The sequence below is a fragment of the Pseudomonas sp. SJZ077 genome (genome assembly GCF_007993905.1).
Taxonomy (GTDB): Bacteria; Pseudomonadota; Gammaproteobacteria; order Pseudomonadales; family Pseudomonadaceae; genus Aquipseudomonas; species Aquipseudomonas mandelii.
The window spans coordinates 148,964-161,956 of the sequence record NZ_VIUJ01000009.1; the positions used below are offsets into that span (position 1 = coordinate 148,964).

Below are 12,993 nucleotides of genomic sequence, written 5' to 3' on the forward strand. Positions count from 1 at the left end.
TAATTCCTTGGCGGATAGCCCGTGTGTCGCTGCTTATCGGTCATGTGGCGGCAGGGGGAGGGGATTTTACCGACGTCAGGTAGTGCACGAAGTCATCCGGCGCCACGGCTTTGCTGAAGTAGTAGCCCTGGCCTTCCTCGCACTGATGGGCCTTGAGGAAATCCAGTTGTTCGAGGGTTTCCACCCCTTCGGCGATGATGGTCAGTTTCAGGCTCTTGCCCAGGCTGATGATGGCGCTGACCAGCGCTGCGTCGTTGATGTCACGGCTCAGGCCACGAATGAACGACTGATCGATTTTCAGCACGTCGATGGGAAAACGCCGCAGGTAACTCAGGCTGGAATAACCGGTGCCGAAGTCGTCGATGGCCAGCCGCACCCCCATGGCCTTGATCCGGTTCAGGGCGGTGACCGTGGCATCGACGTTCTGCATCAGCACGCCTTCGGTGATTTCCAGCTCCAGCAATGACGGGTCCAGACCGGTTTGTTTCAGAACCTGTTCAATGCCTTCGACAAAGCCTCGTTGGCGAAAGTCGATGGCCGACACATTCACCGACATGCACAGCCTCGGCAGCCCCGCCGCCTGCCAGGCGCAGGCTTGCCGACAGGCCTGGGCCAGCACCCATTTGCTCAACGGTACGATCAAGCCGCTGTCTTCGGCCACGCCAATGAAGTCCGACGGGTAGACCCAGCCATGTCCCGGTTTCTGCCAGCGAATCAAGGCCTCTGCGCCGACTACCTCACCGGTGCCCAGGTCGAGCTTGGGCTGGTAATGCAGGACAAATTCGTCCCGCTCCAATGCCAGGCGAATGCCCGACTCGATGGTCTGCTGGTCCCGGGCGCGCTGGTTCATTTCTTCAATGAAGAAACGGAAGTCGTTGGGGCCGCTTTCCTTGACGTGACGCATCGCGGTTTCGGCTTTCTTGATCAGCGCGATCGCATCGAAGCCATCATCGGGGTAGATGCTGATGCCCAGGCTGGCGGTTACGCTCAGGTCATGGCCGGCGATGTGCTGGGTCGTGCCAATGGCGTTCAAGAGTTTTTCGGCGATGCCTTTGGTCTGCTGGGGATGGCGGATGTCAGCGAGGATCACCACGAACTCATCAGCGCCGTAGCGAAACACCGAATCGGATTCGCGCACCGTGGACACCAGGTTTTGCCCGACCCGTTTGAGCATCTCGTCACCGGCCGGATGGCCCAGGGCATTGTTGATGCGCTTGAAGCGATCCAGACCCAGGAACATCACCGCCAGCTGCTTGTCATGGCGGCGCGACAACGCCAGGGACTGGTTCAGTCGATCTCCGAGCAACGTGCTGTTGGGCAGCTCGGTCAGTACGTCGTATTGCAACAGGTGGGACACCTTGAGCAGTTCGTGGACCCGCGCCTCGATGGTTTGCTCCAGGCTTTGCACTTTTGTCTCCGCGTCCTGGGTCATCTGCCATTTCCAGGTCAGGGCGCTGGCCATCTGGCGGATTTCCAGACTGTCGAAGGGTTTTTTCAACACCAGTAACTGGTCGCCGAACTCCAGCCGTTCAGCCATGTCCTCCCAGCTGTAATCCGAATAGGCGGTGCACAGCGCGATTTGCAGGTGCGGGTCGATCTTCCAGAGCTGTTCGATGGTTTCCAGCCCGTCCCAACCCGGCGGCATGCGCATGTCGGTGAACGCCATGGCGTAGGGGCGACCTTCGGCCTGGGCCCGCTGGACCAGCTCAAGGGCTTCCTGGCCCTGGTAGGCGGAATCGAGCTGGAAGGTCAGCCGAGCCGGCTGTTGCGTGCCGAACAGCGCCTCTTCAGTGCCAGCCAGGGTCTGCTCACCTTCAGAGTCCGGGCCGAGGATCTTGCGAAAATCCTCATGAATCGAAGGCGTGTCGTCGATGATCAGGATGCGCCGGTTGGTCCGGACGGACGACGTTTTCATCACTTGTCCTCCGTGGCGTGCGGGTTGTCCAGGATCGGTCCGTGGCTTGCGGGCACGATGCTGCCGGCTTTGAGCAACTGGGCGGCTTGTTGGCTGCTGACCGCTTTACTGAAAAAGTAACCCTGTGCGTTCATTGGCGAGCCTGTGGCCATCAGCGAACTACGCTGTTCCTGGGTTTCGACACCTTCGGCGATGATTCCGATCCCTACTTCTCGAGCGAAATTGATGATTGCGCGCAACGTGTTGGCACTTGCCGGGTCGCGGGCAGCGGTGTCGATGAAAGCCTGGGCGAGTTTCAGGTGATTGACCTGGTAGGTCTTGAGGTAGTCGAACGAGGAGTATTCGGTGCCGAAGTCGTCGATGGCGATCTTCACCCCCAGCTCGCGCAGGCGTGGCAGCACGTCGTTGTGGGTCCATTTGGTCTGGGCCAGGGTGGCTTCGGTGACATCGAAGCGCAGGTCCCAGGCGCACAATTCCCAGCGCGCGGTGGTGCGCAGTACGTCATAGATCAGCTCGGGCCCGCTTTTCAGTTGGGCCAGGGACAGTTTGATGGCAATCACCGGGGGCGCCATGCCTTCGTCGCGCCACAGACGCATTTGCTGGCAGGCGCGATCCAGCACCCAGTGCCCGAGGGGGATGATGGCGCCGGTTTTTTCCGCGGCCGGCAGGAACGCCGACGCTTCCAGCAGGCCTCGCTCGGGGTGGTTCCAGCAAACCTGGGCTTCCATGCCGAGGATCTTGCCGCTGCTCAGGTCGACTTCCGGCCAGTATCTGAGTTCGAGTTCTTCATGGTCGATGGCCGTGCGCAGTTCGCTGGCGATGGTCATGCGCTCGACCACCTCCTGATTGATCTCCTCGGAGTGGAAGTGATACTGATTGCGGCCCTTTTCCTTGGAGCGATACAGCGCCATGTCAGCCTGGCTGAGCAAGCCGTCGGCGCTGGTGATGCGCGGCGAATAGCTGCTGATGCCGATGCTGACCGACACCCGCACGTCATTGCCGGCCAGGGAGTAGGGCAGCACCAGTGCATCGCGGACCTTGGCCGCCAGGGACGCAGACTGGGTCGGGTCGCTGACGTCCAGTTGCAGGATGGCAAACTCGTCGCCGCCGAGGCGGGCGACCACGTCGTTTTCGCGCACACAGGCTTTGATGCGCCGGGCCACTTCCTGCAGCAACAGATCTCCCACCGGATGACCGAGGGTATCGTTGATGCGTTTGAAGTGGTCAAGGTCCAGGTAGAACATCGCGAACGGTGTTGCACCCCGGCGCGCAGCGGCGAAGGCCTGATGCAGGCGCTCGATCAAGGTGGCACGGTTGGCCAGCCCCGTCAGCCCGTCGGTGCGGGCCAGCAGGGCGATTTTCTCCTCGGCGACCTTGCGTTCAGTGACGTCGATGATGATGCCTTCGACTTCCAGTAAACGTCCTTCGGCGTCTCGCACCGGAATATAGCGGTTTTCGACCCAGCGCCAGGCACCGTTGCCGGTGCGCATCCGAAACTCGATGGACGCCCCCCCCGCATGGCGATCCAGCACTCGGGCCATGGCCGTGTCGACTTTCGGCTGGTCGTCGGGATGGATCAACTCCCGGGCCCAGTTGGCCGAGGCGACCAGATTCGCCGCGACATGACCGTACTTGGTGATGTTGTGGGAGATGTACATCAGCGGAAACGACGGTTCGCCCCGCAGGCGATACAGAATGGTCGGGCTGTTCTGCACGATGATGTTGGCGTCGGACAGCTCCCGGGTGCGTTCTTCCACGGCCTGTTCCAGCAACGACATCTTCAGTTCGGCGTCTTCGGTCATTTGCCATTTGGCGGTCAGGGCGCTGGCCAACTGACGGATTTCGATGGCATCGAATGGTTTTTTCAGGATCAGCAGGCGATCGCCCAGTTCCAGGCGTTCATCGATGTCTTCCCAGGAATAGTCGGAATAAGCGGTGCACAGCGCCACTTGCAGCTTGGGATCGACCTGCCACAGCCGTTCGATGGTTTCCAGGCCGTCCCAGCCCGGCGGCATGCGCATGTCGATGAAAGCCATCGCATAGGGCAGGTCGTTGGCCAGCGCTCGTTCAACCTTGTCCAGTGCTTCCAGCCCCTGAAACGCCGAATCGAGCATGAAACTTTGCAGGGTTGCCGTCGCTTGCGTCCCGAACAGGGCTTTTTCGGCGCTGATCAGGTCGTCGTCTTCGGGCGATGGCGGGCTGAGGATCTTGATGAAGTCCGCATGAATAGACGCGGTGTCGTCGACGATAAGTATCCGACGGTTGGTTCGTGCCAGCAGCGTATTCATAGGCATACGCCGGGAGCGGTGGCAATGTGGTGGTGCGGTGTGCTCATAGGGGCATCCTTTCCCTGATCACGTGGCCAAGCGCATAAAGTGGATCCGAGTGAACTGAGCATAGTCGCCTGTGCAGCACTTCGCCCGGTCGCCTGAAACGAATCATTTCCAGGGGCGTCGCTGGAAATCATCTAGCCTGTAGCTCAGGCAGCGCCAGAAACGGAATGTTCTGGCTGATGATTGACGCGACGACGCCCGTTTTGCTTGAGGTAATGCCATGGAAGAGCAACTCCCCACTACTTTTGCCGATAAACCCACGATTCTGCTGGTCGACGACGAGGAGTCTATCCTCAACAGTCTGCGCCGGCTCTTGCGCGGCCAGCCCTACGAAGTATTGCTGGCCACCAGCGGGGAGCAAGCCCTGGATATCATGGCGAAACAGCCCGTCGACCTGGTGATGAGCGATGCGCGCATGCCTAACATGGACGGCGCCACGCTGCTGGCGCACATTCACCAGCGCCATCCCGACACGCTGCGCATTTTGCTGACCGGTTATGCCGACCTGACGATGATCGTCAAAGCAATCAACGACGGGCAGATTGACCGATACATCAGCAAACCCTGGCACGATGAGGAATTGCTGCTGACGTTGCGACAATCCCTCGCCTACCAGCGTTCCGAGCGCGAACGCCTGCATCTGGTGCAGGAGACCTGGGAGCAAAACGAAGAATTGAGGTTGCTCAACGCGACCCTGGAGAAACACGTTGCGTCCCGCACCGCCGAGCTGCAGCAGACGGCCGACATGCTCGACCTGGCCTACGAAGAGCTCAAACACAGCTATGTCACCGGCACCGAGGTGTTCTCGCTGCTGGCCAACCTGCGTTTGCCACCGGCCAAGCAGACGAACCGGCAGATCATCGAACTGGTGCGGGTGTACTGCAAACTCCATGGCGTGGACGAGGGCAGTACCCGCGACCTGACCATGGCCGCGGCGCTTTACAACATCGGCAAGCTGAGCTGGACCGACAGCATGATGACCGCGCCTGCGGATTTGCTGCACCACAACGATCAGGAACGCTATCGCGGTTATCCGAAGCAGAGCGAATCGTTGCTGATGACCCTCGATCCGATGAAGGATGCGGCGCGCCTGATCCTTCACCATCAGGAGCGCTGGGATGGCACCGGTTTCCCCGACCGGCTCAAGGGCGAGGCGATTCCGCTCGGGGCGCGGTGGCTGAAACTGGCGGTGGATTTCATCGAGTTGCAGCGTGGGCTGATCCTTGAGCGCCAGATGAACAGCGATGAAGCCCTGGTCTATATTCGCCAGTACGCCGGTCGTCTCTACGATCCTGATCTGGTGGAGGACTTCATTCAGGTCTGCGCCGCCTACCAGAGCGATGTGTCACTGGCCGATCCGACGGTCAAGGTACTGACCACCCGGGACCTGGCGACCGGCATGATTCTGGCGCGCAACCTCAATGCCGATAACGGCATGCTGTTGCTCAATGCGGGGAAGGTGCTGAGCGGGCCGCTGGTGGAGAAACTGATCGCGTTCGAGGCGATGGAAGGGGCGAAATACAGCGTTTTTGTGAAAGTGCCGGAGGAGGTGGAAGCCGCAATCCTCGAAGCGCCGCTGGTGGTTCAAACTCAGCCCTGATCCCCCTTTGGAAGACTCAACACTGACCCCTGTGGGAGCGAGCCTGCTCGCGAAGACGGCCTGACATTCACCATGAATGTTGACTGAAAGACCGCTATCGCGAGCAGGCTCGCTCCCACAAAGGGCTAGACCGCTATTTTCCCCCGTGACGCCGGCGCGACACCCATGTGATCCTTTGCGCCTTTCACTCAAGGCACACTCAGATCCATGACGCTTTCATCCGCCCCTTCCCCCCGCACCATCCGCATCGCCGCCGCCCTGCTGATCGGCCCTGACGGTCGCACGCTGTTGGTCCGCAAACGCGGCACCGAAGCCTTCATGCAACCCGGCGGCAAGATCGAGGCCCATGAACAACCGGTTCACGCCCTGGCCCGTGAGCTGGAAGAAGAGCTTGGACTGGTCATCGACCCCGCGCACGCCACCTACCTGGGGCCCTTTTCGGCACCGGCGGCCAACGAGCCGGGTTTTGTCGTCCAGGCTGAACTCTTTCTACTGACCATCGATTCAGACGTCTCGCCCGCCGCGGAGATTGAAGAGGTGCGCTGGATCGATCCGGCCACCGACGGCGATCTCTCGTTGGCGCCATTGACACGGGACGTGATCCTGCCGTTTTATCGAGCTTCGCTGACTGCAATCGCCTGATCATCCACGGACTAGGACTGCCCCATGATCCCACTTCAAGACTTGCTGATTTTCGCCGCTGCCGCGTTGCTGATGGTGCTGACGCCGGGGCCGAACATGATCTACCTGATCTCCCGTTCGATCTGCCAGGGGCGCAAGGCCGGCGTGACTTCGTTGCTCGGCGTGGTGGCGGGATTCTTCGTGCACTTGTTCGCCGCTGCGGCCGGTTTGACCGCGGTCTTTCTGGCCGTGCCGATGGCCTACGAAGTGTTGAAATGGGCCGGCGCGCTGTATCTGTTGTGGCTGGCCTGGCAGGCGGTCAAACCCGGCGCACGTTCACCCTTCGAAGCGCAGCAGTTGCCGCCGGACTCGTCGCGAAAACTGATCACCATGGGGTTTCTCACCAGCGCGCTGAACCCGAAGATCGCGGTGTTTTACCTGTCGGTGTTTCCACAGTTCATCACGCCTGAGCATGGCTCGGTGTTCACCCAGAGCATCGTGCTGGGCCTGACCCAGATCAGCGTCAGTTTCTGCGTCAACCTGCTGATCGCGATCTTCGCGGCAGGCATCGCGTCGTGGTTCGTCAACAACCCGACCTGGCTGGCGCTGCAGCGTTATTTCATGGGGTTTGTCCTGTCCGCGCTGGCGGTGCGGCTGATGCTTGAGCAACGACGGACGGCTTGACCATGTGGATTGAACGACTGGATGCCAGCCATGCGCTGGACTATCGGGCGCTGATGCTGGAAGCCTACGACCTGCACCCGCAGGCCTTCACTTCGAGTGTGCGCGAACGCGCAACAATGCCGCTGAGTTGGTGGGAGTCGCGCCTGACCAGCAAGCTGGATGTGGTGTTCGGGGCGTTCGAGGACGGCGCGTTGTCAGGCATCGTCGGCCTGGCCTTCGAACCCCGGGAAAAGGCCCGGCACAAGGCGACGCTGTTTGGCATGTATGTGTCCGGCAAAGTCCGGCAGCGCGGGTTGGGTCAGCAACTGGTGCAAGCCGCGCTGGATGAAGCGCAGAACCATAAAGGCCTGCGGCTGATCCAGCTCACCGTCACCGCCGGCAATGAGGCGGCGTTCAACCTGTACCAGCGTTGCGGCTTCGTACAGTTCGGCCTCGAACCCATGGCGGTGCGCGTCGGCGAAGACTACTTCGACAAAATCCACATGTGGCGCGAGCTCTAAACCCACCACAGACCCCTGTAGGAGCGAGGCTTGCCCGCGAAGGCGTCGTGACAGTCGATATCTACTTGGCTGATACACCGCTTTCGCGGGCAAGCCTCGCTCCTACAGCGGTTGTGGTGTGTCAGCGGACTGCGCTGACGCCGTCGAGTGTCGAGAATGATGTGTCCTTGGCCGTCAGCAAGAAGTCGCGCATGTACGGCGCATCCAGCATGTCCGCACGAATCCCCGCATACAGCGTCGCAAACAATCCTTTCTCGCCCAGCCGCTTGGCCTTCACGTAACCCCGCGAGCTGTATTCATGCAGCGCCCAATGGGGCATGCCGCAGACGCCGCGTCCGCTGGCGACCAACTGCATCATCATCACCGTCAGTTCCGAGGTGCGGACCTGCGCCGGTTCGATGTCGGCCGGTTCCAGGAAACGGGTGAAGATGTCCAGCCGGTCGCGTTCCACCGGGTAGGTGATCAGCGTTTCCGTGAGCAGGTCTTCCGGCACGATGTAGGCCTTGTTCGCCAAACGGTGCTGATTGGCCACCGCGAGCATCGCTTCATAGGTGAACAGCGGCACGTAGGTGATCCCGGCCAGTTCCAGCGGATCGGAGGTCACCACCAAATCCAGATCGCCACGGGCCAGGGCCGGCAGCGGGGCGAAGGAGAAGCCCGAAGCCAGGTCCAGCTCGACTTCCGGCCAGGCATCGCGGAACTGATCGATGGTCGGCATCAGCCACTGGAAGCAACTGTGGCACTCGATTGCCATGTGCAAACGGCCCGCGGTGCCGCCCGCCAACCGCGCGATATCGCGTTCGGCACCGCGCAGCAGCGGCAGGGTGGCGTCGGCCAGTTGCAGCAGGCGCAACCCGGCGCTGGTGAACCGCACCGGTTTGGTCTTGCGCACGAACAACGGCATGCCCATGCGCTCCTCCAGTTCCTTGAACTGGTGGGACAGGGCCGATTGGGTCAGGTGCAGACGGTCGGCGGCATCGACCAGGCTGTCGGCTTCGCGCAAGGCGTGCAGGGTCTTCAGGTGGCGGATTTCAAGCACCGGGGGCTCCATGAGGAAAACTTGTGATCAACACGAAAAGGTTGAGTTTGTCTCATGTTGGGTTGGCTGTCGACAATAGCGCCATCTTTTACAGGGAGAAATTCACCATGGCTCTGGCCCACACACTTGGTTTTCCGCGCATCGGCGCTGACCGCGAACTGAAAAAAGCCCTCGAATCCTACTGGAAGGGCGACCTCGATCAGGACGCGCTGAAAAGCGTCGGCCGCCAACTGCGCGCCACCCACTGGCAGTTGCAGAAAGACGCCGGCATCGACCTGCTGCCCGTCGGCGACTTCGCCTGGTACGACCAGGTGCTGACCCATTCCCTGACCTTCGGCGTGATCCCCGAGCGTTTCGACAGTGCCAAGGATGCGCGCGGCCTGCCGACCCTCGACACCCTGTTCGCCATGGCCCGAGGCGCCACGGCGGCCTGCTGCGGTGGCGAACACACCCAGGCCCAATATGCCCAGGAGCTGACCAAGTGGTTCGACACCAACTACCACTACCTGGTCCCGGAATTCACAGCTGACCAACAGTTCAAACTGAGCTGGGAACAGTTGTTCGACGAGGTCGACGAAGCCAAGGCCCTCGGCCACAACGTCAAACCCGTCATCATCGGCCCGCTGACTTACCTGTGGCTGGGCAAGGCCAAAGGCAACGACTTCGACAAGCTCGACCTGCTCGAACGCCTGCTGCCGATCTACGGTGAAATCCTCGGCCGCCTCGCCGCCCAAGGCGTGGAATGGGTGCAGATCGACGAACCGATCCTGACCCTCGACCTGCCACAAGCCTGGAAAAACGCCTTCGAGCGCGCTTACCACATCCTTCAATACTCGCCGCTGAAAAAGCTCGTGGCGACCTACTTCAGTGGCCTGGAAGACAACCTCGGCCTGGCAGTCGGCCTGCCGGTGCAAGGCCTGCATATCGACGCAGTGCGGGCGCCGGATCAACTCGGTCAGGTGCTGGACCGTCTGCCGACCTACAAGATTCTTTCGGTGGGCCTGGTCAACGGTCGCAACGTCTGGCGTTGCGAACTGGAGCAAGTGCTCGCGCAACTGCAACCGGCGCAAGAGCGCTTTGGCGACAACCTGTGGGTCAGCAGTTCCTGCTCGCTGCTGCACAGCCCGGTGGACCTGGAACGGGAAGACAAACTCGATCCTGAACTGAAAAGCTGGCTGGCCTTCGCCGTGCAGAAGTGCGGTGAAATCGCCGTACTGCGCGATGCCCTGAACGACCCGCAATCGCCCAAAGTACAAGCGGCTCTGGCCCAGAGCCGAGTGATTCAGACGAGCCGCGCCGAGTCGCCGCGTATCCATAAAGCCCACGTGCAGGCACGCATCAATGCGATCAGCGCAGCGGACAGCCAACGTCACTCGCCGTTCGCCAAGCGCATCGAGCAGCAACGCGCTCGGCTGAAACTGCCGGCATTCCCGACCACCACCATCGGCTCGTTTCCGCAGACCGGTTCGATCCGTCTGGCCCGCCAGGCGTTCAAGCAAGGCAAGCTGTCGGCCAACGATTACACCGATGCCATGCACAGCGAAATCCGTCACGCGGTGCAAGTCCAGGAACGCCTGGGCCTGGACGTGCTGGTGCACGGTGAAGCCGAGCGCAACGACATGGTCGAGTACTTCGCCGAGCAACTGGACGGCTACCTGTTCACCCGTTTCGGCTGGGTGCAGAGCTACGGTTCGCGCTGCGTCAAACCGGCGATCATCTACGGCGACCTGAGCCGTCCGAACGCCATGACCGTCGACTGGATCACCTATGCGCAAAGCCTGACCGACAAGGTCATGAAAGGCATGCTCACCGGTCCCGTGACCATGCTGATGTGGTCGTTCCCGCGCGAAGACGTCTCGCGCAAAATCCAGGCGCAGCAGTTGGCGTTGGCCCTGCGTGATGAAGTGGTCGACCTGGAAAACGCCGGCATCAAGATCGTGCAGATCGACGAAGCAGCGTTCCGCGAAGGCTTGCCGCTGCGCCGGGCGCAATGGCAGGAATACCTGGACTGGGCGGTGGAAGCCTTCCGCTTGAGCGCTTCCGGCGTGCGGGACGAAACCCAGATCCATACCCACATGTGCTACAGCGAATTCAACGACGTGATCGAGTCCATCGCGGCGATGGATGCCGACGTGATCACCATCGAGACCTCGCGTTCGGACATGGAATTGCTGGAAGCCTTCGAAGCGTTCGACTACCCGAACGACATCGGGCCGGGCGTCTACGACATCCACTCGCCACGGGTGCCGGACACGGCTGAGATGGTCAAGTTGATGAGCAAAGCCGTGAAGCGCATTCCGGCGGAGCGGTTGTGGGTGAACCCGGATTGCGGGCTGAAGACCCGGGCGTGGCCGGAGACCGAGGCGGCGCTGGTGAACATGGTGGCGGCGGCGCGGCAGTTGCGCAGTCAGTTGGCTTAGCCGATGTAGCGTCAGTTCGGACGCCATCGCGAGCAGGCTCGCTCCCACATTGGATCTAGGTCGATCACAAATATTGTGTACGACATCAATCCTGTGGGAGTGAGCCTGCTCGCGATGAACGATAACGCGGTCCCGAAAATGACCGCTCGGCAATCTTCATCAAACTGTCACGTAACTGTGGCAGCGCGCTTGATCAAACTTCATCAGACTCGCGCTCTACTGGGGTTCTGCGTTTCGGTGTTTTTTCATGCGTGCATTCATTTTTCTGGCCTTGCTGTTGTTTGGCCTGCCGTCTTTGGCGGCGTCTCGTTGCGATGTCAATGTTCCCACCCAACAGGCCGATCTGGCGCAGGTGAGCCTGGCGTACCAGAGCATCGGCCGTGCGTCCGACCCGGCGTTGTTGCTGGTGATGGGCCTGGGCGGGCAGTTGATTCACTGGCCTGACGAGGTGGTGGTCGCGCTGTGTCAGCAGGGTTTTAGGGTGATTCGTTATGACAATCGCGACGTCGGTCTCTCGACCTGGCGGCAAACGCCCGCCGACGCCAACCTGACCTTCGAAGTGCTGCGCTACAAACTCGGTCTGCCGGTGGCGGCGCCGTACACCCTGACCGACATGGCGGACGACGCCTTTGGCCTGATGGATGCGTTGAAGGTTGAGCAGTTTCACGTCTTGGGCGCGAGCATGGGCGGGATGATTGCCCAGCACATGGCGGCGATGGCGCCGCAACGGGTCGAGAGCCTGACCCTGATCATGACCAGTTCCGGGGCCGAAGGCTTGCCGGCGCCGAGTGCGGCGTTGGTGCAGCTGTTGTCGCGGCGCAGCGCGCCGAATCGCGAAGTGGCGCTGGAACAGCAGGCCGATTTGCTGGCAGCGCTGGGCAGCCCGACCGTCAGTGATGATCGGCAAGCGTTGCTGCATCAGGCGGCGTTGTCCTATGACCGGGCGTTCAACCCGGAGGGCGTGAAGCGCCAGATCATGGCGATCCTCGCCGAGCGCAGTCGTGTGGCGCTGCTTAACCAATTGCGCGTGCCGACGCTGGTGGTTCACGGCACGGCCGATCCGCTGTTGCCGGTGATGCATGGCGTCCATCTGGCGGCGCATATTCGTGGCAGTCAGTTGAAGCTGATTCCGGGGTTGGCGCATCGATTCCAGGAGGCGTTCAAGGCGCCGTTGCTGGCGGCGGTTTTGCCGTATTTGCAGGCCCACCGCGAAGACACTTCGCATTGGGCACAGATCGATCCGGTGCCCACTCCGAACCTCCTGTAGTACCCAGTACCAATGTGGGAGCGAGCCTGCTCGCGATGGCTGTGTGTCAGTCAACATCAATGCTGAATGTCACACCGCCATCGCGAGCAGGCTCGCTCCCACATTTGGATCTTCTTCGTTAGTGGAACCTTGTCAGCCAATCAGGTCGCGGCGCTTGGTGGAACGAAGTTATCCAGCATCCGGTTCACCGCCAGTTCACCCAGCATGACGGACTGCTGAATGCCCAGCACAGTGTTGCGCTGCGGGCCTTCCAGCAACCCGGCGAAATCACTCAGCATCACGCTCGCTGACGCCAAGGATTCGCAGGCGTTGGCCAGCAGGGTTTCTTGATCGATGTCGGGGGCGATGGTGTAGATGGTGCTGGGCCGGCGTGGGGTGTCTTTGGGAATGACCGGTTTGAGGTAGAAATCGAGGGCGCGGTCGGCGGCTTCGTTGAGTTTTTTGGAGTCCGGGGTTTCGTAGGGGGAGACGTCGTCGGTTTCCGGTGGGTTCGGAGTAATTTTGAACATGGGGTATTTTTCCTAATAGTAGAGCCGCAACCTGTCTCGCTACTAAACGGAGGGGTGGCAGCTGTGCGCAAGTTAGTAGACCGGTAAAATACGCCCAAAACCCGG

At 61.1% G+C, this 12,993-nt stretch carries 10 protein-coding genes; 6 read left to right on the forward strand and 4 right to left on the reverse strand.

The window, feature by feature from the left end:
• Positions 1-40 precede the first annotated feature (40 nt).
• A complete protein-coding gene (locus FBY01_RS15750; RefSeq protein ID WP_145308496.1) occupies positions 41-1,915 on the reverse strand; it encodes a bifunctional diguanylate cyclase/phosphodiesterase in 1,875 nt (624 codons plus the stop codon).
• Complete coding sequence (locus FBY01_RS15755; RefSeq protein WP_145308498.1) at positions 1,915-4,209, reverse strand: bifunctional diguanylate cyclase/phosphodiesterase; 2,295 nt, start codon at positions 4,207-4,209, stop codon at positions 1,915-1,917. The genes FBY01_RS15750 and FBY01_RS15755 overlap by 1 nt, the downstream gene beginning before the upstream one ends.
• Before the next feature lie 259 nt (positions 4,210-4,468).
• Between FBY01_RS15755 and FBY01_RS15760 the strand changes: the two genes are divergently transcribed.
• From FBY01_RS15760 to FBY01_RS15775, 4 genes are all read left to right on the forward strand, one after another.
• On the forward strand, positions 4,469-5,848 hold the full coding sequence (locus tag FBY01_RS15760; protein WP_102594177.1) for an HD domain-containing phosphohydrolase: 1,380 nt from the start codon (positions 4,469-4,471) through the stop codon (positions 5,846-5,848).
• A 207-nt stretch (positions 5,849-6,055) separates the two neighbouring features.
• Positions 6,056-6,490 carry an NUDIX domain-containing protein gene (locus FBY01_RS15765; RefSeq protein WP_077749828.1) on the forward strand — a complete coding sequence of 145 codons (435 nt, stop codon included), beginning with the start codon at positions 6,056-6,058 and terminating at the stop codon, positions 6,488-6,490.
• A gap of 24 nt (positions 6,491-6,514) precedes the next feature.
• Positions 6,515-7,153, forward strand: coding sequence for a LysE family translocator (locus FBY01_RS15770; protein ID WP_010457727.1), 639 nt, complete (start codon positions 6,515-6,517; stop codon positions 7,151-7,153).
• A 2-nt stretch (positions 7,154-7,155) separates the two neighbouring features.
• The gene (locus FBY01_RS15775; protein WP_010457726.1) at positions 7,156-7,653 is read left to right on the forward strand and encodes a GNAT family N-acetyltransferase; all 498 of its coding nucleotides are present in this window, start codon (positions 7,156-7,158) and stop codon (positions 7,651-7,653) included.
• Between the two features lie 121 nt (positions 7,654-7,774).
• On the opposite strand, the gene metR is transcribed toward FBY01_RS15775, so the two are convergent.
• Complete coding sequence (gene metR, locus FBY01_RS15780) at positions 7,775-8,692, reverse strand: transcriptional regulator MetR (protein WP_010457725.1); 918 nt, start codon at positions 8,690-8,692, stop codon at positions 7,775-7,777.
• A gap of 107 nt (positions 8,693-8,799) precedes the next feature.
• On the opposite strand from metR, the gene metE reads away from it, so the two are divergent.
• The gene (gene metE, locus FBY01_RS15785) at positions 8,800-11,112 is read left to right on the forward strand and encodes a 5-methyltetrahydropteroyltriglutamate--homocysteine S-methyltransferase (protein ID WP_145308500.1); all 2,313 of its coding nucleotides are present in this window, start codon (positions 8,800-8,802) and stop codon (positions 11,110-11,112) included.
• 247 nt (positions 11,113-11,359) lie between these two features.
• Positions 11,360-12,379 (forward strand): alpha/beta fold hydrolase, encoded by a 1,020-nt coding sequence (locus FBY01_RS15790; RefSeq protein WP_010457723.1) that lies wholly within the window; start codon positions 11,360-11,362, stop codon positions 12,377-12,379.
• 140 nt (positions 12,380-12,519) lie between these two features.
• Here FBY01_RS15790 and FBY01_RS15795 read toward each other — a convergent pair whose 3' ends face one another.
• Positions 12,520-12,888: a DUF6124 family protein gene (locus tag FBY01_RS15795; protein WP_145308502.1), complete on the reverse strand. Its 369-nt coding sequence runs from the start codon at positions 12,886-12,888 to the stop codon at positions 12,520-12,522.
• Positions 12,889-12,993: the final 105 nt, after the last annotated feature.

Bases quoted from the DNA above. Each gene is read 5' to 3' on its own strand.
- FBY01_RS15765 (WP_077749828.1), top strand. From the start codon at position 6,056: ATGACGCTTTCATCCGCCCCTTCCCCCCGCACCATCCGCATCGCCGCC.
- FBY01_RS15760 (WP_102594177.1), top strand. From the start codon at position 4,469: ATGGAAGAGCAACTCCCCACTACTTTTGCCGATAAACCCACGATTCTG.
- FBY01_RS15795 (WP_145308502.1), bottom strand. From the start codon at position 12,888: ATGTTCAAAATTACTCCGAACCCACCGGAAACCGACGACGTCTCCCCC.
- FBY01_RS15755 (WP_145308498.1), bottom strand. From the start codon at position 4,209: ATGCCTATGAATACGCTGCTGGCACGAACCAACCGTCGGATACTTATC.
- metE (WP_145308500.1), top strand. From the start codon at position 8,800: ATGGCTCTGGCCCACACACTTGGTTTTCCGCGCATCGGCGCTGACCGC.
- FBY01_RS15775 (WP_010457726.1), top strand. From the start codon at position 7,156: ATGTGGATTGAACGACTGGATGCCAGCCATGCGCTGGACTATCGGGCG.
- FBY01_RS15770 (WP_010457727.1), top strand. From the start codon at position 6,515: ATGATCCCACTTCAAGACTTGCTGATTTTCGCCGCTGCCGCGTTGCTG.
- FBY01_RS15790 (WP_010457723.1), top strand. From the start codon at position 11,360: ATGCGTGCATTCATTTTTCTGGCCTTGCTGTTGTTTGGCCTGCCGTCT.
- FBY01_RS15750 (WP_145308496.1), bottom strand. From the start codon at position 1,915: ATGAAAACGTCGTCCGTCCGGACCAACCGGCGCATCCTGATCATCGAC.